This window comes from Streptomyces sp. GQ60 (assembly GCF_059758875.1).
Map to the genome: position 1 here is coordinate 232275 of NZ_JCAXEG010000005.1, position 25029 is coordinate 257303.

Consider the following 25029-nt stretch of genomic DNA (forward strand, 5'->3'; position numbering starts at 1 on the left):
CTGAGGCCGTGCGCCGGGCCGTCTCAGCGGCCGGCGTACGGGAGCAGGGCCATCTCGCGGGCGTTCTTGACGGCCCGGGCGAGCCGGCGCTGCTGCTGCGCCGTGACCCGGGTGATCCGGCGGCCGCGTATCTTGCCCCGGTCGGAGATGAACGTGCGCAGCAGAGCGGTGTCCTTGTAGTCGATGTACGTGATTCCCGCCGTGTCCAGCGGGTTGGGGCGGGACTTCGGCGGCTTGCCGGGGGAGGGGCGGCGGGCCATGGGGGCTCCTCGGGGTGGGGGCGGTCGGCGGTCGGAAGACGGGGGCGGTCGGCGGTCAGGAGACGGGGTCGAGCAGCGGGGCGAAGGCGGCCGGCAGCTGCTTCCAGCCCTCGCGCCCGGCCGTGTACTCGGCTTCGGTCAGGAGGCAGGAGTCCAGGAGCTGTTCGAGCCCCTCGCGGTCCAGGCCCGGCGAGGTGAAGACCAGGTGCTGGCAGCAGTCGCCGTGCTCGGGGTCCCAGTCGAGGGAGGCCGCGGCCTGACGCATGGCGGGGACCAGGTCCCAGGCGGCGTCGGGGAGCGAGGCCAGCCAGGGGCCGGCGCTCTCCACGCACAGCGCGCCGCCCGCGGCGTCCCAGGCGAGGAGGGTGTCCGGGCGGTCGGCCAGCCAGAACCGGCCGCGGCTCCGGGCCGCGGCGCAGCTCAGGTCCTCCAGGGCCTCGTAGAGCCGCTCGGGGTGGAACGGCCGGCGGCGCTGCCAGACGAGCGTGGCGACTCCGGCCTCGTCGGCCTCCTGGGGGAGGAGCGCGCAGGCGGGGTGCTGCGCCGCGGCGGCCGTCTCCACGTCGAAGCCGGCGAAGGCCAGGCGGGTGAGTTCGCTGGAGCCGGTGGGCACGTGGCGGGCCGTCGGGTGCAACTGGGAGAGCAGGGCGCGGTCCTCGTCGTCGGCCTCGTCGCTGTCGGCGATGGCGAGGACCGGCGCGTACTCGAGCTGGCGGGCCCAGGTGTCCCCGACGGTCCGCTGGTCGGTGGCCGACGCGGCGAATCCCGCCTCGGCGAGGTCGTCCCCGTTGCCGAGGCAGGGCAGGACGAGGGCGGGATCGACGGCGGTGATCACGTTGGTGAGTTCCAGCAGGTCCCCGGAGTGGGCGGCGACGACCTCGGCCATCGCCCGGGGCTCGACCGAGTCCCACAGTTCCACGACGGCCAGCCGGGTCAGCCCGCCGGCGGCCAGGCGCACCAGCTCGGGGACCAGGTCCTCGCGCAGGGCGCAGCAGGCGCAGTCGTTGACCAGCGGCGTCTCGTCGGCGGAGAGCGCGCCCCCGGAATCGCGCAGCGTGCGGAGCACCGTACCGCCGGTCGCGGAGGACAGGTCGTGGTGCAGGGCGATGCTTCCCGGCACCGCGCGCAGCAGGTGCTCGACGGTCTCCTTGCGCGCGTCGGCGTGCATCCCGCCGACGATCACGACGGGGAGGGTCACTTGGGCCCTCCGTAGCGGCGCTCGAAGCGCTCGACGCGGCCGGCGGTGTCCAGGACCCGCGCGGTGCCGGTGTAGAAGGGGTGGCTCTGCGAGGAGATCTCGACGTCGATGACGGGGTAGGTGTTGCCGTCCTCCCACTCGACCGTCTTGTCGCTGGAGGCGGTCGAGCGCGTGAGGAACGCGAAGTCGGCGGCCTTGTCGCGGAAGACGACGGGACCGTAGGCGGGGTGGATTCCAGGCTTCATGGGGTCGCTCTCTCTGGGGGCTTGCTCAGCGCTCTTCGCGGAAGTCGACGTGCCGGCGGACGACCGGGTCGAACTTGCGGAGCACCATCCGGTCCGGGTCGTTGCGCCGGTTCTTGCGGGTGACGTACGTGTAGCCGGTGCCGGCGGTCGAGCGGAGCTTGACGATCGGGCGTACTTCGTTGCGTGCCATGGCGACAGTATACGGGAATGGGAATCGTTTTCAATAAGAGGTTCGACCCTCCCCCGGGGGAGGGTCGAACCAGTGATTCTTCAGGCCGCTCGAGGGGCGGCGGATTCGTGCTCGCAGGCGTCGTCGATCCCGTACGTCTCCCAGTCCGGGAAGTCGTCCACGGCGGGCACGGCCTCGCCCGGGGAGAGCAGGCAGGCTTCGAGCGCCGCCCTCAGCGAGTCGGCGCGCAGGCCCGTGCCGATGAACACGAGCTCCTGGCCCTGAGCGGTCTCCGGCCCGCGGGCGCCCGAGGGTTCGAAGCGGGCGACGGTGCCGGCCTGGGACCAGAGGCCGGCCACGCGGGGGCGGCTGGCCAGCCAGAAGAACCCCTTGGAGCGCAGGACCTGTCCGAACGTCCCGCTGTCGAGGCCCTTGGTGACGAAGGTCCACAGCCGGCCGGGGTGGAAGGGCAGGCCGGAGCGGAACACGACCGAGGAGATCCCGTACTCCTCGGTCTCCGGGACGTGGTCGCCGTTCAGCTCCTTGACCCAGCCCGGGGCCTGCTGGGCCCGCTCGACATCGAACAGGCCCGTGCCCAGCACCTGCTCGAGGGCCACCTGTCCGCGGACGGCGGGAACGATCCTCGCCTCCGGGTTGAGCCGCGAGAGCGTCGCGCGGAGCCGGGCGGCGTCGGTCGGCCCGACCAGGTCGAGCTTGTTGAGGACGATGACGTCCGCGAACTCGATCTGGTCCATGAGGAGATCGCTGACGGTGCGTTCGTCGTCCTCGTACTGGTCGAGCCCGCGGGCGGTGAGCTCGTCGCCGCCCGTGAGCTCCGGCAGGAAGTTCGCGGCGTCCACGACGGTGACCATCGTGTCGAGGCGGGCCAGGTCGCCCAGGGTGGCGCCGTCGTCGCGGGCGAACGAGAACGTGGCGGCGACGGGCATGGGCTCGGAGATGCCGCTGGACTCGATGAGGAGGTAGTCGAAGCGCCCCTCGCGGGCCAGCCTGTCGACCTCCTCCAGCAGGTCGTCGCGCAGGGTGCAGCAGATGCACCCGTTGGTCATCTCGACCAGTCGCTCCTCGGTGCGCGACAGGGCGGCCCCACCGCCGCGCACGAGCGCGGCGTCGATGTTGACCTCGCTCATGTCGTTGACGATGACGGCGACCCGCAGGCCCTCGCGGTTGCCGAGCACGTGGTTGAGCAGGGTGGTCTTACCGGCTCCGAGGAAGCCGGACAGGACGGTGACGGGCAGCGCGGCAGGCGTCGTACCGGTCATCGGGCTCAGCCTTCGGGGCGGAGCAGGCCGCGCTCGTAGGCCTTCGCCAGCCGCTGGGGGACCCGGTACACGGAGCCGTCGACCGTGATCGGGACGAGCTGCGGGGTCGTGGCCTTCCACTGGGCGCGGCGGTGACGGGTGTTGCTGCGGGACATCTTCCGCTTGGGGACGGCCATCGGTGTCTCCTGAGGTGTCGGGGGTGTGCCGCGAACCTACATGGAAACGACGACCATTTTCAATTAGGGGAGAGCGTCACCCCGCCTGGGTGTGCGGGCGGGATGAACGAGTCACCGCCGCACGGAAAGGAGATCCGTGCGGCGGTGACTCGTGCCGGCCCGCCCCGGGACCGTCCGGGGCGGGCCGTTGATCAGGGGCGGCGCGGGCCCGCCCGCCGGGTCAGGGGCGGGACGTGAGGTAGCCGCCCATGGACGTGAAGTACTCGGACGCGGGCAGCTCCCGGCCGTCCTCGGTGCGCACGCGGGTGATGGCGAGGCCGTGGTTGCGGCCCGTACGGGCGTCCGCGCCGGCCACGATGACCACGCCTTCGCCCTCGCGGTAGAAGACGCGGCCCGGGGTGCCGCCGTAGCGTCCCTCGGACACGACGGAGGCGAGCACCTCCAGGCGCTTGCCCTTGTGGAAGGTGAAGGCGGACGGGTACGGGGCGGACTGGGCGCGGACCAGGCGCTCCAGGTCCTCGGCCGGCCAGGACCAGTCGATCCGGATGTCCTCCTCGGCCCTCTTGTGGAAGAAGGTGGCCTGGGTGCGGTCCTGCTTCGTGAACTCGGTCTGGCCGGACGCGATCAGGTCGAGGGCGCCGATGGTGACCGGGGCGATCAGGTCGACCGTCTTGTGGAACAGGTCCGTGGTCGTGTCCGTCGGGCCGACGGGGATCGAGTGCTGCATGACGATGTCGCCGGCGTCGAGCACCTCGTCCATCATGTGCGCCGTCACGCCGACTTCGGTCTCGCCGTTGACGAGGGCCCAGATGAGGGGCGAGAAGCCCGCGTACTTGGGCAGCAGCGAGTCGTGCACGTTGAGGGTGCCGTACCGCGGCAGGGTGTAGATCCGCGGCGGGATCCAGGTGCGCCAGTTGTTCGCGACGAGGATGTCCGCGTCGGCTTCCTTGAGCTGCTGGAACAGCTCCTCGTCGTCGGGGCGGTTGCGGATGACGACCGGAACGCCGTGCTCCTCGGCGAGGTCGGCGACCGAGTCGCTCCAGATCTTCTCGTAGGCGTGCTCGCTCTTGGGGTGGGTCACGACCATCACGACGTCGTGCTCGGAGTCCAGGAGTGCCTTCAGGGTGCGATGGCCCCAGGTCTGATAGCCGAACATGACGACCCGCATCGGGGTTCCTCCTCAGAAGAGCAAAATGACCAGGAGTAAGTAAAGCAAGGCTTACCTAACGGCGCAACAACCCCGATTCTGGGCTTGATTGACCCGGCTGGGGGTGCGATGCCCGCTTTGTCTGGTCGACAGCCCGCCTGGATCAGGTTAGCTTTACCTAAGTTCCACTCGGCTGCCGGTCACCGGTGCGCCTGGACTCCCCCTTTCCCCCACCCCTGACAAGACGCCTGGCAGGCGGCTGTCCCGCACCAATGGGAGTGACATGTCACAGGCTCTTCCTGGCGACGCACCACTGATCCACGACCTGATCGGTATCGGCTTCGGGCCGTCGAACGTCGCCATGGCGATCGCGCTCAGCGAGCACAACGTGCGCGTCGGAAGGCAAGAGGCGGTCACCGCCCACTTCTTCGAGCAGCAGCCCGAGTTCGGGTGGCACCGCGGCATGCTCATCGACGACGCGACGATGCAAGTGTCCTTCATGAAGGACCTGGTGACGCTCCGGAACCCGACCAGCGAGTACAGCTTCCTCTGCTACCTGCAGGAGAAGGGCCGGCTGATCGACTTCGTCAACCACAAGAACCTGTTCCCGCTCCGGGTCGAGTTCCACGACTACCTCGAGTGGGCCGCGGCCAAGGTCGACGACATGGTCTCGTACGGCCACCAGGTCGTCTCCGTCGAGCCCGTGCTCCGTGACGGCGTCGTGGAGTACCTCGACGTGACGGCGCGCTCCGGCGACGAGGTCGTCGTCCACCGGGCCCGCAACCTCGTCATCTCCACCGGTCTGCGTCCGGTCATGCCCGAGGGCGTCGAGCGGACCGACCACGTCTGGCACAACACCGACCTGCTGAAGAAGATCGACGGCCTGGAGGGCAGCGAGCCCACCCGCTTCGTCGTGGTCGGCGCCGGCCAGAGCGCCGCCGAGAACGTGGCCTACCTGCACCGCCGCTTCCCGCAGGCGGAAGTCTGCGCGGTCTTCTCCCGCTACGGCTACAGCCCGGCGGACGACAGCAGCTTCGCCAACCGCATCTTCGACCCCCAGGCGGTGGACGAGTACTTCACCGCCCCGGAGGACGTGAAGCAGCGGCTGATGGGCTACCACGGCAACACCAACTACTCCGTGGTCGACATCGACCTCATCGACGACCTGTACCGGCAGTCGTACCAGGAGAAGGTGCTCGGCACCGAGCGGCTGCGCTTCCTGAACGTCTCGCGCCTGACGGGCGTGGAGGAGACGGCCGACGGGGTCCGCGCCACCATCAAGTCCCTCGTCACCGGCGAGGAGAGCGTGCTCGACGCCGACGTCGTGGTGTGCGCCACCGGGTACCAGCAGGCCGACGGCCTGGGCCTGCTCGGCGAGGTCGCGGACCGCTGCCACCGCGACGACCAGGGCCGGGTCCGCGTCGAGCGCGACTACCGGGTGGCGACCGACCTGGACCTGAGCTGCGGCATCTACCTCCAGGGCGGAACCGAGCACACCCACGGCATCACCTCCTCCCTGCTGTCCAACACCGCGGTACGGGTCGGCGAGATACTCGACTCGATCCTCGACCGGAACCTCAAGGCCGTGCCCGACCAGGCCAGTCCGGTCGCCGACGGCGCCACCGGCACCCGCCAGCCGGCCGTCTAGCCGGCCCCCCGCCCGCTGCCGTGCCTCCGGTGTGTTCGCGCCGGAGGCACGGCAGTACTGTGCAACCAGTTGCCCCACGAAGAAGGAACGTCCGTGCCCACTGGTACTCGCCGCCCCGCCGGGCGGCCCGCAGCCCGCACCGGACACGAGGGGTGACCCGCCTCGACGTGGGTACGGCCACGGCCGGACGCCCGGCATCCTCCCGGGTCGTCGCGCGGGCCCGGCGGCGGCGGATCACGGGCCTGGTCGCCATCCTCGCGGTCCTCGTGGTCGCGGCGCTGGTGTCGCTCGCCGTCGGCGCGCGGGCGCTCAGCCCCGCCGAGGCCTGGCACGGGCTCTTCGCGGACCCGGACCCCGACCAGAAGCTCTCCGAAGCCAGGCTCATCATGCAGACCGTACGGGTGCCCCGTACGGTCCTCGCCATCGTGGCGGGCATCGCCCTGGGCGTCGCCGGGGCGCTGATCCAGGGATACACGCGCAACCCCATCGCGGACACCGGCCTGCTCGGGGTGAACACCGGTGCCTCGTTCGCCGTGGTGTCGGCGATCGCCCTGTTCGGGCTCACCGATCCGTTCGAGTACGTCTGGTTCGCCTTCCTGGGCGCCGGCCTCGCCGGTGTCGTGGTGTTCGGGCTGTCGAGCATCGGCCGGGGCGCCGGCAATCCGCTGACGCTCGCTCTGGCCGGGCAGGGGGTCGCGGTGTTCCTGATGGCGATGACGACGGCGGTCGCGCTGTCCGACAAGGCGGCGCTGAACGCCCTGCGGTTCTGGAACGCCGGGTCGGTGGCCGGCGTCGGCTTCGACGTCATCTGGCCGGTGACCGGCTTCATCGTGGTCGGACTGGTGTTGGCGCTGGCCACCCTGCCCTCCGTCAACCTGATGAACCTGGGCGACGACGTGGCGCGGGGACTGGGCGTGAGCATCACGCTGATCCGGATCACCGGCATCATCGCCATCACGCTGCTGGCGGGCGCGGCCACCGCGGCGTGCGGCCCCATCGCCTTCCTCGGACTCATGGTGGCGCACGTGGCCCGGTACCTGGCCGGCCCCGACTACCGCTGGCTGGTGCCGTACGCGGGTCTGCTCGGCGCGGTCGTCCTTCTGGTCTGCGACATCGTGGGACGCGTCGTGGTGAGGCCGGGAGAGCTGGACGCGGGCATCCTCGTCGCTCTCCTCGGCGCCCCGTTCTTCGCGGTCCTGGTGTGGCGGGGAAAGTTCAAGAACGCATGAACGTGTCCGTGTTGAAGTCCGCCGACAAGCCGTCGATGACGCCGGGTGTGCGGCTCGGGGGCCTGTCCTTCGTCTGGCGCCCCAGGATGGTGCTGGTCACGCTGCTGCTGACGGCGGCGGCCTTCCTGGTGTTCTGCCTGTCCATCGCCGTGGGGGACTTCCCCCTCGGCCTTTCGCAGGTGGTGGCCACCCTCTTCGGCGGGGGCGAGCAGGTCGACCAGTTCGTGATCATGGATCTGCGCATGCCGCGGGCCCTGGCCGGGCTCGTCGTCGGCATCGCGCTGGGGATGTCCGGGGCGATCACCCAGTCCATCGCCCGCAATCCGCTGGCCAGTCCGGACATCCTCGGGATCACCGCGGGCGCCAGCGCGGTCGCGGTGTGCCTGGTGACGGTGTCCGGCGGGGCCGCGGCCGCGGTCGTCAGCTCCGTGGGGCTGTCCGGCGCGGCGCTCGCGGGAGGCCTGGGCACGGGGCTGCTGGTGTACTTCATGGCGTGGCGGCGCGGGGTCGACGGCTTCCGGCTCATCCTCATCGGCCTCGCCGTGAGCGCCGCGATGGAGGCGATCACGACCTGGCTGCTGGTCACCGCCGACATCAGGGACGTGGCGCGGTCCCAGGCGTGGCTGGTCGGCTCCCTGGACAACCGGTCGTGGGACGAGGTGGGGGTGGCCCTCTGGGGCACGCTCGCCCTCGCGGTGGTCGTGGCGTGCGTCGCCTTCCAGTTCAAGCCGCTGCACTTCGGCGACGACGTGGCCGCCGGCCTCGGCGTCCGGTTCTCGCTGGTACGGGCCGTCCTGCTGCTGTGCGCGGTGCTCCTGGCCGGCTTCGCGGTGAGCGCCGCGGGACCGGTCCCGTTCGTCGCCATGGTGGCGCCGCAGGTGGCGCTCCGTCTGACGAAGTCCCCGACCCCGCCGTTGGTGGCGTCCGCCGTGACGGGGGCGCTGCTGCTGATCGGCTCGGACCTGGTCGCCCGTACCGCGCTGCCGATCAGCCTGCCGGTCGGCGTGGTCACCGCCGCGATCGGCGGCCCCTTCCTCATCTACCTCCTGGTGCGGGCGAACCGCCGCTAGGTGATAGAAAGGTTAGGCAAGCCTAAATAGAGGGGGAGCCCGTGGTCGCTCAGTCCATCACCGAGATCGAGTCCGATGCCGTCCCGCGGCTGGCGGCCAAGGGCGTCACGGTCGGGTACGGCGACCGGACCGTCATCGACTCGCTCGACGTGGTGATACCGCCGGGGGTCGTGACCACCATCATCGGGCCCAACGGGTGCGGCAAGTCCACCCTGTTGCGGACCCTGTCGCGGCTGCTCAAGCCGACCAGCGGATCCGTGGTCCTGGACGGCGAGGACATCGCGCGGCTGCGGACCCGGGACGTCGCGAAGAAGCTCGGGCTGCTGCCCCAGGCGCCGGTGGCGCCGGAGGGCCTGACCGTGGCCGACCTGGTGGCCAGGGGCCGCCATCCGCACCAGAGCTGGCTGCGCCAGTGGTCCTCGGACGACGCCTCCGTCGTGGAGCGCGCGCTGGCCATGACGGGGGTGGCCGACCTGGCCGACCGTCCCGTCGACGCGCTCTCCGGGGGCCAGCGTCAACGCGTGTGGATATCGATGACCCTCGCTCAGGGCACCGACCTGCTGCTGCTCGACGAGCCCACCACCTATCTGGACCTCGCGCACGCCATCGACGTGCTCGACCTGGTGGACGACCTGCACGAGTCGGGATGCACCGTGGTCATGGTGCTGCACGACCTCAATCTGGCCGCCCGCTACAGCGACAACCTGATCGTGATGAAGGCCGGTTCGGTCCTCGCGCAGGGCCACCCGCGCGAGGTGCTGACCGCCGAGCTGCTGCACGAGGCATTCGGCCTGCGTGCCATGGTGATTGACGATCCGGTGGGCGACCGGCCGCTCGTCGTGCCGATCGGGCGGACCCACGTCCAGAGTGTGGGCAGCTGAATCAACAGCCTCCTAACTTAGGCTAGGCTTACCTCACTTCCCCGGGGTACGGTTTGCCTGCCCTAAGTGGGGCCGTAGTGGACAGCACGAAAGCAAGGGATTCCGCATGCTCCTCGACCGAACGACACGTAACAAGCCCTGGCGGCAGCTGGCGGCAACCGTGTCCGCCGCGGCCCTCGGTGTAGGCCTCCTCGCTGGGTGCGGTTCCGACTCGGCGTCCACGGACAAGAAGGACGACGCCGCCAAGGCCCCGGCCGCGACCGGCGCGTTCCCCGTCACCGTCGAGCACTTCTTCGGCTCCACCGAGGTCAAGAAGGCCCCCGAGCGGGTCGTCACCGTCGGCTACACCGACGACCAGAACGTCCTCGCGTTCGGCATCAAGCCGGTCGGTATGGTCGACCAGTACCCGAACCCGGCGGGTCAGAGCCCCGACATCAACACCCAGTGGCCCTGGGTGAAGGACAAGTGGGGCGAGACCAAGCCCGAGGTCATCATGAACAACGGTGACACCGGCCCCAACTTCGAGAAGATCGCGGCCCTGCGACCCGACCTGATCATCGCGGTCTACTCCGAGGTCGACCAGGCCGCCTACGACAAGCTGTCGAAGATCGCCCCGACGGTCGGCCGCACCAAGACCGAGAAGGAGCCCTTCAGCGCTCCGTGGCAGGACAACGCCCTCCAGATCGCCAAGGCGGTCGGCAAGGAGACCGAGGGCAAGGCGATGGTCCAGGGCATCCAGGACAAGCTCGCCGCGGTCAAGAAGGCGCACCCCGAGTTCGCCACCCAGACGGCCGTCGCGGTGTCCTGGTACAAGGACGCGGTCAACCCCTTCACCACCACCGACGTGCGCGGCCAGCTCCTGACCGGCATGGGCTTCAAGGGCCAGACCGAGCTCGACAAGATCTCGGGCGGCAAGTTCTCCTTCGCGCTCTCCCCGGAGCGCATGGACCTCATCGACGTCGACCGCGTCTTCGTCGTCAACGACAAGGCCGACACGGACGCGCTGAACAAGTTCGACCTGTTCGCCAACCTGAAGGTCACCAAGGCCAACAAGGTGTCCTACCTGCTCGACAGCGAGGGCCCCGCGGCCGGCGCGGCCATGTCGCAGGCCACCCTGCCCGCCCTGCCCTTCGCCATCGACGAGCTCGTCAAGTCGGTCGGCTAGGTGTGAGCACCACGGACACTCGGGTCGCCCCGGCAACCCTGCGTACGACGACCGGACGTGAAGCAGCCCGATGGGTCGCGGCGAACTGCCGCACGATGCCCTGGCTGACGTCCGCCGCCGTACTCAGCACGGTCGCCGGGGCGGCTCTCCAAATGCTCCCCGTACTGCTGCTCGGTCGGGTGATCGACGGAGTGACCGGGGGCGAACCGCGTTCGATCCTGGTCACGATCGGGGCATGGATGGTGGCCGCCGCGCTGCTCGGCGCGGCGGCCACCGCCCTGTCCGCCTACCTGATCGGGCGGCTCGGCGCCGACCTGCTCGCGCACCTGCGCGAAGGCGCCGTACGGGCCGTGCTGGGCATGCCCAGTGCGCGGGTCGAGCAGGTGGGCCGCGGAGACGTGCTCTCCCGGGTCGGCGACGACGTCGCCGTCCTGTCCAAGGGCATCCGCTCGGCCATCCCCACGGTGTTCTCCGCGGGGGTCCTGGTGGCCATCGCCACGATCGGCATGTTCGGCCTCGACTGGCGGCTCGGCCTGGCCGGCGCCTGCGCGCTGCCGGCCTACGCGCTGGCCCTGCGCTGGTACCTGCCCCGGTCCGCCCCGCTCTACCGCAAGCGCGCCGTGGCCCAGGCCGAGCGCGCGCAGGCGCTGATCAGCGGCCTGAACGGCATCGAGACGGTACGGGCGCACCGCCTGGAGGAGGCGTTCCGCGAGAAGGTCTCCAACGATTCGCGGCGGGTGCGGGACCTCGGCATCGAGGTGTTCCACTTCTTCGGCCGGTTCGTCGGCCGGGAGAACCGCGCGGAGTTCATCGGTCTGTCGCTGATCCTGGTCGTGGGCTACGTCCTGCTGGAGACCGGCTCCGCCAGTCTCGGCGAAGTGGCGGCGGCGCCGCTGGTGTTCCACCGGCTGTTCACCCCGCTGGGCGCGATCATGTTCACCTTCGACGAGGCCCAGAAGTCGGGCGCGAGCCTGACCCGGCTCGTCGGGGTGCTGGCGGAGTCCACGGAGGACCGGCTGGTGGGCGATTCGTCCGCCGCGCCGGCGGACGAGAAGCCGTACGCGGTGACGGTGCGGGGGCTGACGTTCCGTTACCCCGGAGCCGAGGAGCCGGTCCTGCGCGACGTCAGTCTGACGATCCCGGCGGGCGGTTCACTGGCCCTGGTGGGCGCGACGGGCGCCGGCAAGACGACCCTGGCCGCGCTCATCGCCGGCATCGGGTCCCCGGATGCCGGGTCGGTGCGGATCGGGTCGACCGACCTCGCCGAGCTGGACGAGGCCGGGGCGAGGGCGCTGGTGAGCATCCTGACCCAGGAGACCCACGTGTTCTCCGGGCCGCTCGCCGACGACCTGCGGCTGGCCGCGCCGGAGGCGACCGACGCCGAACTGCTGGCCGCCCTGGGCACCGTGGGCGCCGCCGAGTGGGTCGAAGCCCTGCCCGAGGGTCTGGACACCGCGGTCGGCGAGGGCGGTGCGCGGCTGGACGGCACCAAGGTCGCCCAGGTGGCCCTGGCCCGGCTGGTGTTGGGCCGGGCGCCCGTGGTCGTGCTCGACGAGTCGACCGCGGAGGCGGGCAGCGAGGGCGCCGCCGAGCTGGAACGGGCCGTACTGGCCGCCTGCTCGGGCCGGACCACGCTGTTCGTGGCCCACCGGCTGACCCAGGCGGTGGCGGCCGACCGGATCGCCGTGCTGGATGCGGGACGCGTCGTGGAGCAGGGCACGCACGAGGAGTTGGTGGCCCTGGGCGGCCGCTACGCGCGACTCTGGCGGGCCTGGAGAGACGCTAGTTAGGCCACCCTAATTTAGGTTAGGCTAGCCTTCGTACCTTGGAAGGGTGTTGAGTCTTCAAATGATGGAACCGAGCGCTCGTCTCGTGCTGATCTCTCCTACGCGCCTGGCAGACGTGCGCCGGCGTACCGGCGGATACTCCGACCGGACCATCGCCGAGGCCAGTGCCATCGGACTGTCGTACTGGGCGACGGGCGAGAGCCCCGACGGAATCGACCTGGCCCCCGGAACGCTCTTCGCGGACGTTCTCGGCTGGGTCGACAACGGCGGTACCGCGCCCAGCGGCTGGGAGAGCGGCGCGGCCGCCCCGGACGGCTTCGCCATCGCCGTCCCCGACGGCGTCCGGGCCTCCGACGCGCAGCGCGCGCTGGACGACCTGGCGGACTTCCCCGACCGGCCCATCGGCACCATCAGCCCGTCCGGCGTGGCGGAGCGGCTCACGACCCTGGCCCAGTGGAACGACAACGGAGCGGACCGGGTCCGGCCGACCATCGTGGAGATGTTCCGCGAGCAGGCGCGGCTCAGGCCGGACGCGGTCGCCATCATCGACGAACACCGCTCGCTGACCTACCGCCAGGCGGCGGAGCTGTCCGCGCAGCTGGCCCACCACCTGATCGGACGCGGACTCGGCTCCGAGCAGGTCGTGGGCATCTCGCTGGGCCGCTCCGCCGACATGGTGATCGGCCTGCTCGGCGTGCTCCAGGCCGGCTGCGCGTTCGTCCCGCTCGACCCGCAGTGGCCCGCCGCGCGCCGCGCCGTCGTCATCGACGACGCGCGGGTCGTGGTGCAGCTCAACGACTCCGGCGCGCACGACCCCGCGGAACCGGCCGCCGTCGCCGTCGACCTCGACGACTGGCGGTACGCCGACCTGCCCGCCCGGGGCACCGGCATCACCGCGGACGGCAACTCCCTGGCCTACGTGATCTTCACGTCCGGTTCGACCGGCCGCCCCAAGGGCGCGATGATCCGGCACGAGGCGATCAGCGAGCGCCTGCTGTGGCAGGTCGACGAGATCCTGGGCTTCGGCCACGACGACGCCTCGCTGTTCAAGGCGCCGCTGTCCTTCGACATATCCATCAACGAGATCTTCCTCCCGCTGGTGTGCGGCGGCCGCCTCGTGGTCCTGCGGCCCGGCGGCGAACGCGACCCGCACCACCTGCTCGGCGTGATCGCCGAGCACCGGGTCACCTTCACCTACCTCGTCTCCTCCATGCTGGACGTCCTGCTGGAGATCGCCGGAGACTCCGACCGCCTCGACAGCATGCGCCACGTGTGGTGCGGCGGCGAGGTGCTCACCCCCGAGCTGTACGAGCGGTTCCGCACCCGGCTCGACATCCCCATGTACCACGGCTACGGCCCGGCCGAGACGACCATCGGCGTCTCCCACGTCATCTACCGGGGCGAGGCCGAGCGCCTGTCGACCTCGATCGGCAAGGCCAACCCCAACACCCAGCTGTACGTCCTCGACGACGAGCTGCGCCCGGTCCCGGTCGGCGTCGGCGGCGAACTCTACGTCGGCGGCTTCCTCCTCGGCCGCGGCTACGTGAACGCACCCGGACTGACCGCGTCCCGGTTCGTCGCGAACCCCTTCGCGAACGACGGCTCCCGCCTCTACCGCACCGGTGACCTCGCCCGGTTCGCCCCCGACGGCTCGCTGGACTTCCTGGGCCGCGCCGACAACCAGATCAAGATCCGCGGCATGCGGCTCGAACTCGAAGACGTCGAGGTCGGCCTCGCGGAGCACCCCGCGGTACGGCACACCTGCGTCATCGCGAAGAAGAACAGCGCCGGCGGCACCTACCTCGTGGGGTACGTGATCCCGGCCGCCGGAGCCGCGGAGCTGCGGGCGGACGAGGTCAAGGCCTGGGCCACCGAGCACATGGTCGAGTACATGGTGCCCGCCCACATCGTCGTGATGACCGAGTTCCCGCTCACCGCGAACGGCAAGCTCGACCGGCGCGCGCTGCCCGAACCCGAGGTCGTGACCGGGACGTTCGTCCGGCCCTCCACCGACGACGAGCGCGCGGTGTGCACGGCCGTCGCCTCCGTGCTGCGGCTCGACGAAGTCGGCGTCGACCAGGACTTCTTCCAGCTCGGCGGAGACAGCATCCTCGCCATCTCGCTGCTGAGCGCGCTCCGCGAAGCGGGCCTCTACGTCACCGCGGGCCAGATCTTCGCCAACAGCGTCCTGGGCGCCCTGGCGGCGGTCGCCAGCCGCGAGGACGTGGCCCGGGTCGACCACGCGGACGTCGCGACCGGTCCCGTCGCGGGATCGCCCATCGTCCAGTGGCTCGGCCGGACCACGGACGCCATCGACGGCTTCGTCCAGGCCGTCGTACTGAACACCCCGGCGGACCTCACCGCCGACGCCCTCGGCGCCGTCCTCGACTCCCTCGTCGCCCGGCACGACATGCTGCGCGCCCGGCTCGTCCGCGGGGACCGCTGGAGCTTCGACATCCCGGAGGCCGGCGGAGCCACGGCCGGCTGGCAGCAGAGCGACGAGCCGCTCGACGCGTGCGTGGCCCTCGCCACCGCGGGACTGGACCCGGACAACGGCGTGATGCTGCGGGCCGTCTGGCGCCGCGAGGCCCGCCAACTGGTCCTGGTCGCCCACCACGTGGTGGTCGACGGCGTGTCCTGGCGGGTCCTGATGGACGACCTGGCCACGGCATGGCGCCAGTTCTCCGCGGGCGAGGAGCTGGAACTGCCCGCGGTGGGAACCTCGTTCCGCCGCTGGACCCAGCTGCTGGGAAGCGCGGACTTCGACGCGGACCGCGCCTACTTCGAGCGCCCGCTGCCCGGCCCCGACGCGCCGCTCGGCCGGCGGGCCCCCTCCGAAGCCGACACGGTCGAGCGGGAGCGGACCCGGATCTTCACCGTCGGCTCCGAGGCCACGGCCGCCCTGCTGGGCGAGATCCCCGCGAAGTTCCACTCGGGCGTCAACGACGTCCTGCTGACCGCGCTCGCCGTCACCCTCGCCCGCTGGCGGCGCAGCCGCGGCCAGGAGCAGACCTTCGCTCACGTCGAGCTGGAGGGCCACGGCCGCGAAGGACGCCACGTGGCGGGCGCCGCCGGCGTCGAGCCGGAGCTGTCGCGGACCGTCGGCTGGTTCACGACGCTGTTCCCGGTGACCGTGGACCCCGGCACGACCGGCGACTTCACCGACCCCCGCTACCTCGCCGCCGCGCTCAAGGCGGTCAAGGAGGACCTCGCCCGCGTTCCGAGCAACGGCGTCTCCTACGGCGCCCTGCGCTACCTGGCCGACACCGACTTCACGGCCCCGGCGCCCCAGGTCCTCTTCAACTACCTGGGCCGCTTCGACGCGGGCGCCGCCGGGGACTGGCAGCTCTCCGGAACCACCGGGCAGCTCGGCGAGAAGCGCGACCCGCGGATGCGCCTGCCGCGCGCCCTGGAGTTCAACGCGATCGCCGAACCCTCCGCCACCGGCGAGTACGAACTCGTCACCACCGTCTCCTGGCCCGACGGGATGTTCACCGACGAGGACGTCGAGGCGATCGGCGGGTACTTCCAGGCGGCCCTCGCCGCCCTGGCCGAGCTCGACGAGGGCGGCCACTCGCCCAGCGACTTCCCGCTGGTGCGGCTGACCCAGGCCGACGTCGACGCCCTGGACGGACCGGAGCTGCGCGCCGTCCTGCCGCTGACCCCGCTCCAGGAAGGCCTGTACTTCCACTCCGTCTTCGACGACGACTCCGCGGGCAGCTACGTCGAACAGCAGCTGCTGACCCTGGAGGGCGAGCTCGACCCCGCCCGCCTCCAGGCCGCCGCCACCCGGCTGCTCACCCTCTACCCGAACCTGGCCGCGCGGTTCACCGCCCTCGCCGACGGCCGCGTCGTCTCCGTCCTGGAAAGCGGCGCCGAGGCGCCCTTCACCACCCTGGACCGGCCCGGCATCACCGACGAGGAACTCCACGAGCACGCCGAGCGGGACCGCCGCGCCGGATTCGACCTGGCCACCGGCCCGCTGATGCGGTTCACCCTGGTCCGCGACCCGGAATCCGGCCGCAACGTCCTCGTGCAGACCGTCCACCACATCATCGCCGACGGCTGGTCGGTGCCGCCGATGCTCCGCGCGCTGCTCGCCGAGTACCACGCACCGGGAAGCACCTACCCGCTGAGCGGCTTCCCCGACTACGTCGGCTGGCTCGCCGAGCGCGACGCCGACGAGAGCGACCGCGTCTGGGGCGCCGAGCTCGCCGAACTTCCCGGACCCTCCCTGGTGGCCAAGGACCACACCCCGTCCGACCGGTTCGCCGACACCTCCGTCGAGCCGGCGCTCGACATCGACGCCGCCGCCCGGTCGGCCGGCGTCCCGCTGAGCGTGGCCGTGCACAGCGCCTGGGCTGTGACCCTGGGCGGGATCCTGCACTCCGCCGACGTGGTCTTCGGTTCCACGGTCTCCGGCCGCGACGCGGACGTCCCCGGCATCGAGGACATGGTCGGCCTGTTCATCAACACCGTCCCGCTGCGTGCGCGGTGGACCGCCGGCACCACGGCGCGCGAGCTGCTCGCCTCGGTGCGCGAGCACCAGGGCGCGGTCCTGCCGCACCAGCACGTCTCGCTGGCCCGGATCGGCCGCCTCGCCGGCGTCGGCTCCCTCTTCGACACCCTCGTGGTGTTCGACGTCGCCACCGACGTGGCCGCCCTGCGCCGCGCCGGGGACACCCTCTCCGTCACCGGCCTCGTCAACGAGGGAGCCCCGCACTACCCGCTGACCCTGGTCGTGGAGCGGGCCCTCGACGGGCGTCCGCGCTTCAACCTGATCTACGACGGCGAACTGATACGCGAGAGCAGTGCCCGGGACATCCTGGACCGGTTCGCGCACACCCTCACCGGCCTGCTCGCCCGGCCGGACGTCCCGGTCGGCGACCTGGTGCCCGAGGACGGCAGGACCCCCGCACGGATCACCCCGACCACCCTCGGCGCGCTGTTCGACGCCGCGGCGGACCGGGACCCGGCGGCCACCGCCGTCACCCAGTGCGCGCTCGACGGCACCACCCGCTCGCTGACCTACGGCGAACTCGCCGCCGCGAAGAACGAACTGGCCGCCGCCCTGCGCGCGGCCGGGGTCCGGCCGGGCCGCCGCGTGGCCGTGGCCGTCCCGCGCACCATCGAGCAGGTCGTCGCCCTGGTCGCGATCGTCAGCGCGGGCGGCGCCTACGTACCGCTCGACATGGCCTACCCGGACGAGCGGCTGGAGTACGTCCTCGCGGACGCCGCGCCGCAGGCCGTCCTCGTGGACCCCGGACAGCGCGAACGCTTCACGGCCCTGCTGGAACGGGCGGGAGTCGCCGCCCGCGTCCTCGTCCAGGGCGACGAGCTGCCGCGGGAGGCCGCCGCGGACGCGGTGGCCGCGGCCGACGAGGTCACCTGGCACGACCCCGCGTACGTGATCTACACCTCCGGGTCGACGGGCAGGCCCAAGGGCGTCGTCGTCCCGCACTCCAGCGTGGTCGCGCTGCTCGCCAACACCCAGCCCGACATGGGCTTCGGCCCCGACGACGTCTGGGTCCAGTTCCACTCCTACTCCTTCGACTTCGCGGTCTGGGAGCTGTGGGGCGCCCTGGCGCACGGCGGCGAACTGCTCGTCCCCGACTACGGGCTGACCCGCTCCCCGGTCGACTTCCACCGGCTCGTCCGCGAGCGCGGGGTGACCGTGCTCAACCAGACGCCCTCGGCCTTCTACCAGTTCGTCGAGGCCGACCGGCACGCCGACCAGCCGCTCCCCGCCCTGCGCCGCGTCATCTTCGGCGGCGAGGCACTGGACCTCGGGCGGCTGCGCGGCTGGATCGAGCGGCACGGCGCCGCCTCGCCCGAGCTCGTCAACATGTACGGGATCACCGAGACCACGGTCCACGTGACCCACCGGGTTCTGACCGACGGGGACTTCGCCTTCGGCGACGACGTGAGCCCCATCGGCGGACCCATCCCCGGCCTGACCACCTACCTGCTCGACGACCGGCTCCGGCCGGTGCCGCCGGGGCAGGTGGGCGCGATCTACGTGGCCGGCGACCAGGTGTCCCTCGGCTACCTCGGCCGGCCGGGCCTGACCGCGGGCCGGTTCGTGGCGAACCCGTTCGCGAGCGACGGCTCCCGGATGTACCACACGGGCGACCTCGCCGTCCGCACCCTCGACGGGGAGCTGGAGTTCACCGGCCGCGCCGACGACCAGGTGCAGCTCAAGGGCTTCCGCATCGAACTCGGCGAGGTCGAGTCCGCGCTGCGGGACCTCGACGGCGTGGTCGACGTGGCCGTCACCGTGGCCGACAGCGGCGACCACCTGGTCGCGCACGTCGTGGGCCGGGTGCCCGGCGACCTCTCCGCCCTGCTCGCCGAGAAGCTGCCCGTGCACATGGTGCCGGGCCGGGTCCTGCCGGTGGACGCCCTGCCGCTGACCGTCAACGGCAAGCTGGACCGCAAGGCCCTGATCGCGCGGGCCGCACAGGACGACACCCCGGTGGCCGGCGGTTCCTTCGCCGATCCGGCCGCGGGCTCCGTCACCGGATCCGCCACCGGATCCGCCGCCGAAGCCGTCCGTGCCTCGCTGGTCGGCATCTTCGCCGAGACCCTGTCCCACCCGGCAGCCGACGCCGACACCGACTTCTTCGGCGCCGGTGGCGACAGCATCATCGCCATCACCGTCGTCAACCGGGCCCGGGCGCTCGGCCTGCCGATCGCACCCCGCGACGTCTTCCTCCTGAAGACGCCGCGCGCGCTCGCGGAGCTGCTGGGCACGCGTGCGCCGCAGACGCAAGGCCCCGCTCCGGCCGCCGCCCGCCGCGAGGACGGCCCGCTGGCGCCCACGCCGATCATCCTGCGCCAGCGCGAACTGGGCGGTTCCCTCGCCCGGTTCGCCCAGGCGCGGACCGTGGAGGTGGCCGAAGGCACCCCGTTCGCCGACATCGAGCGCGCCGCCAACGCCGTACTGACCGTCCACCCGGCCCTGCGGATGCGCCTGCACGCCGAGCACGGCGTGTGGAACCTGCGCACCGAGCCCGGCCGCGAGGCCACCGTCGTCCGCGCGGACACCGCCGACGCCACGGCCGCCGCGAACGAGGCCGCCGGACGGCTCGACCCCGAGACCGGGGAGGTCACCGCCTTCACCTGGCTCGCGGCCACCAACACCCTGGTGGTCACCGTGCACCATATCGTGGTCGACTCGGTGTCCTGGCTGATCCTGCTGGACGACCTGGCCGCCGCCCTGCGCGGGGAGACCCTCGCACCGGCGACCACCTCCTACGCCGAGTACGCCGACGCGCTGACCCTGCGCGCCGCCGCAGGCGCCGACGACCTCGGGCACTGGGTGGACACCCTCCAGGCACCCCCGCTGCTGCCCGCGTCCGGCGCGCTGCGCGACACCACCGTGGTCCTCGGCCCCGAGGCCAGCGACCGGGTGACGCGCACCGCCCCCGCCGCGCTGGGCGTCGCGCTCACCGAGCTGCTGTGCGGAGCCCTGCGCACCGCCCTGACGCGGATCCAGCCGACGCCCACCGATCTCGCGATCGAGCTGGAGCGGCACGGCCGGGTGTCGGTGCTGGAGCACCACGACTACACCCGTACGGTCGGCTGGTTCACCGCCATCGCGCCCGTCCGGCTCACCGCGCACACCGACCCGGTCGCGGCGGCCCGCGAGCTCGCCGAGCGGCAGCCCGACGAGTCCGGGCACCTCTCCTACGGCCGGCTGCGCTACCTCAACCCGCAGACGGCCCCGCTGCTGACCGCCCGCCCGCAGGTGCTCTTCAACTACCTCGGCCGGGGCAGCGAGTCCCAGGCGCTGCACATCACCGGCGGCGACCAGGGCAGCCCGTACGCCGTCGAGGTCAACGCCTGGACCGACGCGGCCACCGGCAGCCTGCACGCGACCTTCACCCTCGCCGCGGAGATCCCCGACGAGATCACCGCGCACTGGCTGAACGCCCTGGAGTCCCTCGCGGAAGCCTCCGTGACGGCCGAGCGCACGGCGCCGGTCACCGCCCTCCAGCGGGGCCTGTTCTTCCAGGCCCAGATGGCCGGCACGGCCGGGCACTACGTGGCGCAGAGCTACTTCGCCCTCGACCACCGCCTCGACACCGGGGCACTGACCGAGGCCATGGCCGTCGTCATGTCCCGGCACCCGGTCGTCGGCGCCGGCTTCACCACCGACGACGACGGCAACCCGGTCCAGATCCTCAAGGCGGGCCGCCGGGTCGGCGTCCACACGGTCGAGCTGTCGACCGACGAGGAAGTCGAGGCCCTGCGCGTCCGGGACCGCAACACCGGCTTCGACCCGGCCGAGCCGCCGCTGATCCGGCTGACCGTGATCCGGCTGCCCGACGGCCGCGACGGCCTGCTCCTCAGTTACCACCTGCTGCTGTGGGACGGCTGGTCCCGCGCGATCGTCCTGCGGGACCTGTTCGAGGCCTACCGGGCCGTACTCGCCGGCGAGCAGCCGTCCTCCGCCCCGGCCGTGCCGGGCTTCGAGGGCCACGCCCGGGCGCTCGCCGCCAAGGACCCCGCCGTATCGGAGCGGTTCTGGGCCGAGCAGCTGACCGGCCTCACCGGCCCGACGCTGCTCGCCGGACCGGCGCCGTCCCTCTCGGACGAGCTGCCGCCCGCGCTCCTCCACACGCTGTCCGCCGAACAGTCGCAGCTGCTGCGGGACACGGCCAAGGCGCACGGAGTCACCCTGAACTCGGTCCTCACCGGCGCGTTCGGCCTGCTCCTCGGCGCCCACACCGGCCGCGGCGACGCCGTGTTCGGCGTGACCGTCTCCGGCCGCGAGGGCGAGGGCCTGTCCGACATCGTCGGCGTGCTCCTCAACACCGTGCCCATGTGGACGCGGGCCAGGCCCGGGGACACGGTCGGGGAGTACCTGGCCTCCGTACAGGCGGCCCGGGTCGACGCGATGGAGCACGAGCACCTGGGGCTCGGCGAGATCCAGCGGGCCAGCGGCCACGACACCCTCTTCGACAACCTGTTCGTCCTCCAGAACTTCCTGGACCTGGACGGGCTCGCCGAGATGAACGCCCGCCACGGCATCACCGCAGTGAAGTCGGACGACTCCACGCACTACCCGTTCACCTGGGTCGTCACGCCCGGCGACCGGCTCACGGTCAAGCTGGAGCACCGTCACGGCGACTCCGACAGCGCCCGCCGCCTCCTCGACGACTACGTCGGCCTGCTCCAGGACCTGGCCCGCTCCACCGGACCGGTGGGCGCGCTGCCCGGCCTCGGGCCGGTGCCCGGCCCCGCCGAGCGCACCGACATCGGCACCGACACGGTGGTCGACCGCTTCGACCGGGCGGCGGACCGCGCACCCGAGCGGGTCGCGCTCGTCGCCCACGGCCGGAGCATGACCTTCGCCGAACTCCGTGACCGCAGCCGCCTGCTGGCGGGCGTGCTCGCCGGACGCGGCATCGGCCCGGAGAAGACGGTGGGCCTGGCGATCCCGCGCACGCTCGACTGGATCGTCGCGCTGTTCGCCGTACTGCGCACCGGAGCCGCGTACGTACCGCTGGAGCTGGACCACCCGGACGAGCGGATCGCCACGATCGTCGCGGACGCCCGGCCCGAGGTGATCCTCACCGTCAGCGCCGTCTCGCCCCGGCTGACCGGCGACCTGATCGAACTGGACCGGCCCCTCCCGGAGGCCGAACCGCTCGTGACGTTCGCACCGGACGACCCCGACCGGCTGCGGCACCCCGCGTACACGATCTACACCTCCGGTTCGACGGGCAAGCCCAAGGGCGTCGTGACCGAGTACGCCGGCCTCACCAACATGCTGATCAACCACCAGCGCCGCATCTTCGAACCGGTGCTGGCGGAGCACGGCAACCGGATCTTCAAGATCGCGCACACCGTGTCCTTCGCCTTCGACATGTCGTGGGAGGAGCTGCTGTGGCTGGCCGACGGCCACGAGGTGCACATCTGCGACGAGGAACTGCGCCGCGACGCGCCCGGACTGGTCGACTACTGCCGTGAGCACGGGATCGACGTCATCAACGTGACGCCGACCTACGCGCAGCAGCTGGCGGCCGAAGGCCTGCTCGACAACCCGGACCGGCGCCCCGCGCTGGTGCTCCTGGGCGGCGAGGCGGTCACCCCGACCCTGTGGCAGCGGCTCGCCGAGACCGAGGGGACCGTCGGCTACAACCTGTACGGACCCACCGAATACACCATCAACACCCTGGGCGTCGGCACCTTCGAGTGCCAGGACCCGGTGGTGGGCGTGGCCATCGACAACACCGAGGTCTTCGTCCTGGACCCGTGGCTGCGGCCGCTGCCCGACGGGGTGCCCGGTGAGCTCTACGTGTCGGGCATCGGCATCGCCCGCGGATACCTGGGCCAGCCGGCCCAGACCGCGCACCGGTTCGTGGCCTCCCCGTTCGGGGCGCCCGGCGAGCGCATGTACCGTACCGGCGACCTCGTGGTCCGCCGGCCGGACGGGAACCTGATGTACCTCGGCCGCACCGACCAGCAGGTCAAGATCCGGGGCCACCGCGTCGAGCTGGGGGAGGTGGAGGCCGCGTTCGCCGCGCACCCGGCGGTACGGTTCACCGCCGCGGTCGCCCAGCCCGACCCGCAGGTCGACGGCGCCTACCGGCTGGCCGCGTACCTCGTGCTGGCGGCCGGGGCCGACCTGGCGGCGGTCGCCGCCGAAGCGGGCACCGGACTGCCGGACTACATGCGCCCGACGCACTACGCTCAGGTCGACGCCATCCCGCTCACGGTGAACGGGAAGGCCGACACGAAGGCCCTGCCCGAACCCAAGCCGCTGGGAGCGCTGACCACTTCGGGCGAGCGCGGCCCGGAGACCGAGACCGAGGTCCTGGTCTGCGAGTTCTTCGCCGAGGCCCTGGACCTGGACGACGACGAGGTGAGCGCCGTAAGCGACTTCGTGTCCCTCGGAGGACACTCCATGCTGGCCGTACGCCTGGTCGGACTCCTGCGCCGTGAATTCGGCCCCACGATCACCATCCGCGACCTGCTCACCCTGCGAACCCCCGAAGCGATTGCCCGGCACCTTGATGACAACTCCTGACGTCCAGAGATCCCGCCGCGCGGGATCCGACATCCTCCGGACCGCCATACGACGCAATGTCGGCGCCATGGTCTGGGGCACCGTCCTCATGGGCCTGTACCAGGCGGGCGAGACGGCCTTCCCGATCGCGCTCGGCATGATCGTCGATCACACGATGCGCGAACGGAGCCCGGCGGCGCTCGCCCTCTCGATCGCCGCGCTGGCCGCGATCATCACGATCGTGTCGCTGTCGTGGCGGTTCGGGATGCGCATCCTGCAGAAGGCCAACACGACCGAGGCCCACCACTGGAGGGTGCGGGTCGCTTCCTGCGGCCTCCAGCCGGTGGCCCGGGACGTGGACCTGAAGTCCGGCGAGGTGCTCACCATCGCCACCGAGGACGCCGACCAGACCGCCGACATCGTCGAGGTCGTGCCGATGCTGATCAGCTCCTCGGTCGCGGTCCTGGTCGCGGCCGTCGCGCTGAGCCTGGCGGACCTGCGGCTCGGCCTGCTGGTCATGATCGGCACGGCACTGATCCTGTCGACGCTCAGCGTGATGTCGAAGCGGATCGGCAGCAGCACCCAGGAGCAGCAGGCCCGGGTGGCGCGGGCGGGTGCGAAGGTCGCCGACCTGATCACCGGCCTGCGCCCGCTGCACGGCTTCGGCGGCAACCACGCGGCGTTCCGGTCCTACCGGAAGGTCAGCACGGAGGCGAAGGAGCAGGCGATCACCGTCGCCCGGGTGAACGGCGTCTACACGGGCACCGCGCTGGGCCTGAACGCGACCCTCGCCGCCTCGGTGACCCTGACCGCCGGCTGGCTGGCCTTCGACGGGCAGATCAGCATCGGTGAGCTCGTCATGGCCGTGGGCCTGGCGCAGTTCATCATGGAGCCGCTCAGGCTGTTCTCGGACATGCCCAAGTACGTGATGATGGCGCGCGCTTCGGCCGAGCGGATGTCCCTGGTGCTGTCCGCTCCGCCGGTGGCGGCCCCGGGGACGGCCCGCCCGGCGCCCGGCGGGGACCTGGAGATCGACTGCGTCCGGTACGAGTCCCTCCAGGGCCTGAAGTTCCACGTCCCGGCGGGGCAGTTCACGGCGATCACGGTCTACCAGCCGCGGGCGGCGGCCGAACTCGCCTCGATCCTGGCCGTGAACGTGCCGCCGGCCTCGTACGGCGGAGTGGTGCGGCTCGGCGGGCAGGACCTCGCGGACCTGTCGGTCGAGGCGGTCCGCGAACTCATGCTGGTGAACCCGTACGACGGGGAGATCTTCGCGGGAACCCTCCGTACGAACATCGACCCGTCGGGCACCAGCAGTACGGTGGCCGAGGCCGTCGAGGCGTCCATGCTGACCGATGTCGTCGCCCTGCACCGGCAGGGACTCGACTACGAGGTCCGCGACCGCGGTTCGAACCTCTCCGGCGGGCAGCGCCAGCGGCTTTCGCTGGCCCGGGCGCTGGCCGCGGACTCCGACGTGCTCGTCCTCCGCGACCCGACGACGGCCGTGGACGCCGTCACCGAGCAGCTCGTCGCACGCAGGATCGCGGAGCTGCGCCGGGGCCGTACCACCGTGGTCATCACCAGCAGCCCGGCCCTGCTGGACGCCGCCGACCGGGTCCTCGTCCTGGACGACGGGGTGGTCACGGCCGAAGGGACGCACCGTCATCTGATGGCCACCGACCCGGCGTACTGCCTGGCGGTGACGCGGTGACGTGACGGCTCTTCTGAGCCGGTGAGCACAAGGGGGCCCGGGTGCC

At 71.8% G+C, this 25029-nt stretch carries 15 protein-coding genes; 8 read left to right on the forward strand and 7 right to left on the reverse strand.

Annotated elements, in window-relative coordinates; all coding sequences use genetic code 11:
• Positions 1-23: 23 nt before the first annotated feature.
• The 7 genes from rpsR to AC6CKD_RS15215 all read right to left on the reverse strand — a co-directional run bounded on the left by rpsR (position 24) and on the right by AC6CKD_RS15215 (position 4496).
• Positions 24-260, reverse strand: coding sequence for a 30S ribosomal protein S18 (rpsR, locus tag AC6CKD_RS15185; RefSeq protein ID WP_498327805.1), 237 nt, complete (start codon positions 258-260; stop codon positions 24-26).
• Between the two features lie 55 nt (positions 261-315).
• Positions 316-1428: a CobW family GTP-binding protein gene (locus tag AC6CKD_RS15190; RefSeq protein WP_498328122.1), complete on the reverse strand. Its 1113-nt coding sequence runs from the start codon at positions 1426-1428 to the stop codon at positions 316-318.
• A 26-nt stretch (positions 1429-1454) separates the two neighbouring features.
• The gene (locus AC6CKD_RS15195) at positions 1455-1703 is read right to left on the reverse strand and encodes a type B 50S ribosomal protein L31 (protein WP_031149134.1); all 249 of its coding nucleotides are present in this window, start codon (positions 1701-1703) and stop codon (positions 1455-1457) included.
• 25 nt (positions 1704-1728) lie between these two features.
• Positions 1729-1893 (reverse strand): 50S ribosomal protein L33, encoded by a 165-nt coding sequence (gene rpmG / locus AC6CKD_RS15200; protein WP_030162346.1) that lies wholly within the window; start codon positions 1891-1893, stop codon positions 1729-1731.
• An 80-nt stretch (positions 1894-1973) separates the two neighbouring features.
• Positions 1974-3152, reverse strand: a complete 1179-nt coding sequence (locus AC6CKD_RS15205; protein ID WP_498327808.1) for a GTP-binding protein — start codon at positions 3150-3152, stop codon at positions 1974-1976.
• Positions 3153-3157: 5 nt separating this feature from the next.
• The gene (gene rpmF, locus AC6CKD_RS15210; RefSeq protein WP_214924716.1) at positions 3158-3328 is read right to left on the reverse strand and encodes a 50S ribosomal protein L32; all 171 of its coding nucleotides are present in this window, start codon (positions 3326-3328) and stop codon (positions 3158-3160) included.
• Positions 3329-3548: 220 nt separating this feature from the next.
• Entirely contained in the window at positions 3549-4496 is a 948-nt protein-coding gene (locus AC6CKD_RS15215) for a methionyl-tRNA formyltransferase (RefSeq protein WP_498327810.1), read from the reverse strand.
• Between the two features lie 262 nt (positions 4497-4758).
• Here AC6CKD_RS15215 and AC6CKD_RS15220 point away from each other — a divergent pair, with 262 nt between their 5' ends.
• From AC6CKD_RS15220 to AC6CKD_RS15255, 8 genes are all read left to right on the forward strand, one after another.
• Positions 4759-6123, forward strand: coding sequence for a lysine N(6)-hydroxylase/L-ornithine N(5)-oxygenase family protein (locus AC6CKD_RS15220; RefSeq protein WP_498327812.1), 1365 nt, complete (start codon positions 4759-4761; stop codon positions 6121-6123).
• A gap of 152 nt (positions 6124-6275) precedes the next feature.
• Complete coding sequence (locus AC6CKD_RS15225) at positions 6276-7352, forward strand: FecCD family ABC transporter permease (RefSeq protein ID WP_498327814.1); 1077 nt, start codon at positions 6276-6278, stop codon at positions 7350-7352.
• Positions 7349-8422: a FecCD family ABC transporter permease gene (locus AC6CKD_RS15230; RefSeq protein WP_498327816.1), complete on the forward strand. Its 1074-nt coding sequence runs from the start codon at positions 7349-7351 to the stop codon at positions 8420-8422. Before AC6CKD_RS15225 ends, AC6CKD_RS15230 begins: the two co-directional genes overlap by 4 nt.
• A gap of 41 nt (positions 8423-8463) precedes the next feature.
• The gene (locus tag AC6CKD_RS15235; RefSeq protein ID WP_498327818.1) at positions 8464-9303 is read left to right on the forward strand and encodes an ABC transporter ATP-binding protein; all 840 of its coding nucleotides are present in this window, start codon (positions 8464-8466) and stop codon (positions 9301-9303) included.
• 106 nt (positions 9304-9409) lie between these two features.
• Positions 9410-10468: an iron-siderophore ABC transporter substrate-binding protein gene (locus tag AC6CKD_RS15240; protein WP_498327820.1), complete on the forward strand. Its 1059-nt coding sequence runs from the start codon at positions 9410-9412 to the stop codon at positions 10466-10468.
• A gap of 2 nt (positions 10469-10470) precedes the next feature.
• Positions 10471-12258 (forward strand): ABC transporter ATP-binding protein, encoded by a 1788-nt coding sequence (locus AC6CKD_RS15245; RefSeq protein ID WP_498327821.1) that lies wholly within the window; start codon positions 10471-10473, stop codon positions 12256-12258.
• Positions 12259-12316: 58 nt separating this feature from the next.
• Positions 12317-23293 carry a non-ribosomal peptide synthetase gene (locus tag AC6CKD_RS15250; protein ID WP_498327822.1) on the forward strand — a complete coding sequence of 3659 codons (10977 nt, stop codon included), beginning with the start codon at positions 12317-12319 and terminating at the stop codon, positions 23291-23293.
• Positions 23280-24983, forward strand: coding sequence for an ABC transporter ATP-binding protein (locus tag AC6CKD_RS15255; protein ID WP_498327823.1), 1704 nt, complete (start codon positions 23280-23282; stop codon positions 24981-24983). The genes AC6CKD_RS15250 and AC6CKD_RS15255 overlap by 14 nt, the downstream gene beginning before the upstream one ends.
• The last annotated feature ends 46 nt before the right edge of the window (positions 24984-25029 follow it).

Bases quoted from the DNA above. Each gene is read 5' to 3' on its own strand.
- rpsR (WP_498327805.1), bottom strand. From the start codon at position 260: ATGGCCCGCCGCCCCTCCCCCGGCAAGCCGCCGAAGTCCCGCCCCAAC.
- AC6CKD_RS15190 (WP_498328122.1), bottom strand. From the start codon at position 1,428: ATGCACGCCGACGCGCGCAAGGAGACCGTCGAGCACCTGCTGCGCGCG.
- AC6CKD_RS15195 (WP_031149134.1), bottom strand. From the start codon at position 1,703: ATGAAGCCTGGAATCCACCCCGCCTACGGTCCCGTCGTCTTCCGCGAC.
- rpmG (WP_030162346.1), bottom strand. From the start codon at position 1,893: ATGGCACGCAACGAAGTACGCCCGATCGTCAAGCTCCGCTCGACCGCC.
- AC6CKD_RS15205 (WP_498327808.1), bottom strand. From the start codon at position 3,152: ATGACCGGTACGACGCCTGCCGCGCTGCCCGTCACCGTCCTGTCCGGC.
- rpmF (WP_214924716.1), bottom strand. From the start codon at position 3,328: ATGGCCGTCCCCAAGCGGAAGATGTCCCGCAGCAACACCCGTCACCGC.
- AC6CKD_RS15215 (WP_498327810.1), bottom strand. From the start codon at position 4,496: ATGCGGGTCGTCATGTTCGGCTATCAGACCTGGGGCCATCGCACCCTG.
- AC6CKD_RS15220 (WP_498327812.1), top strand. From the start codon at position 4,759: ATGTCACAGGCTCTTCCTGGCGACGCACCACTGATCCACGACCTGATC.
- AC6CKD_RS15230 (WP_498327816.1), top strand. From the start codon at position 7,349: ATGAACGTGTCCGTGTTGAAGTCCGCCGACAAGCCGTCGATGACGCCG.
- AC6CKD_RS15240 (WP_498327820.1), top strand. From the start codon at position 9,410: ATGCTCCTCGACCGAACGACACGTAACAAGCCCTGGCGGCAGCTGGCG.
- AC6CKD_RS15250 (WP_498327822.1), top strand. From the start codon at position 12,317: ATGATGGAACCGAGCGCTCGTCTCGTGCTGATCTCTCCTACGCGCCTG.
- AC6CKD_RS15255 (WP_498327823.1), top strand. From the start codon at position 23,280: ATGACAACTCCTGACGTCCAGAGATCCCGCCGCGCGGGATCCGACATC.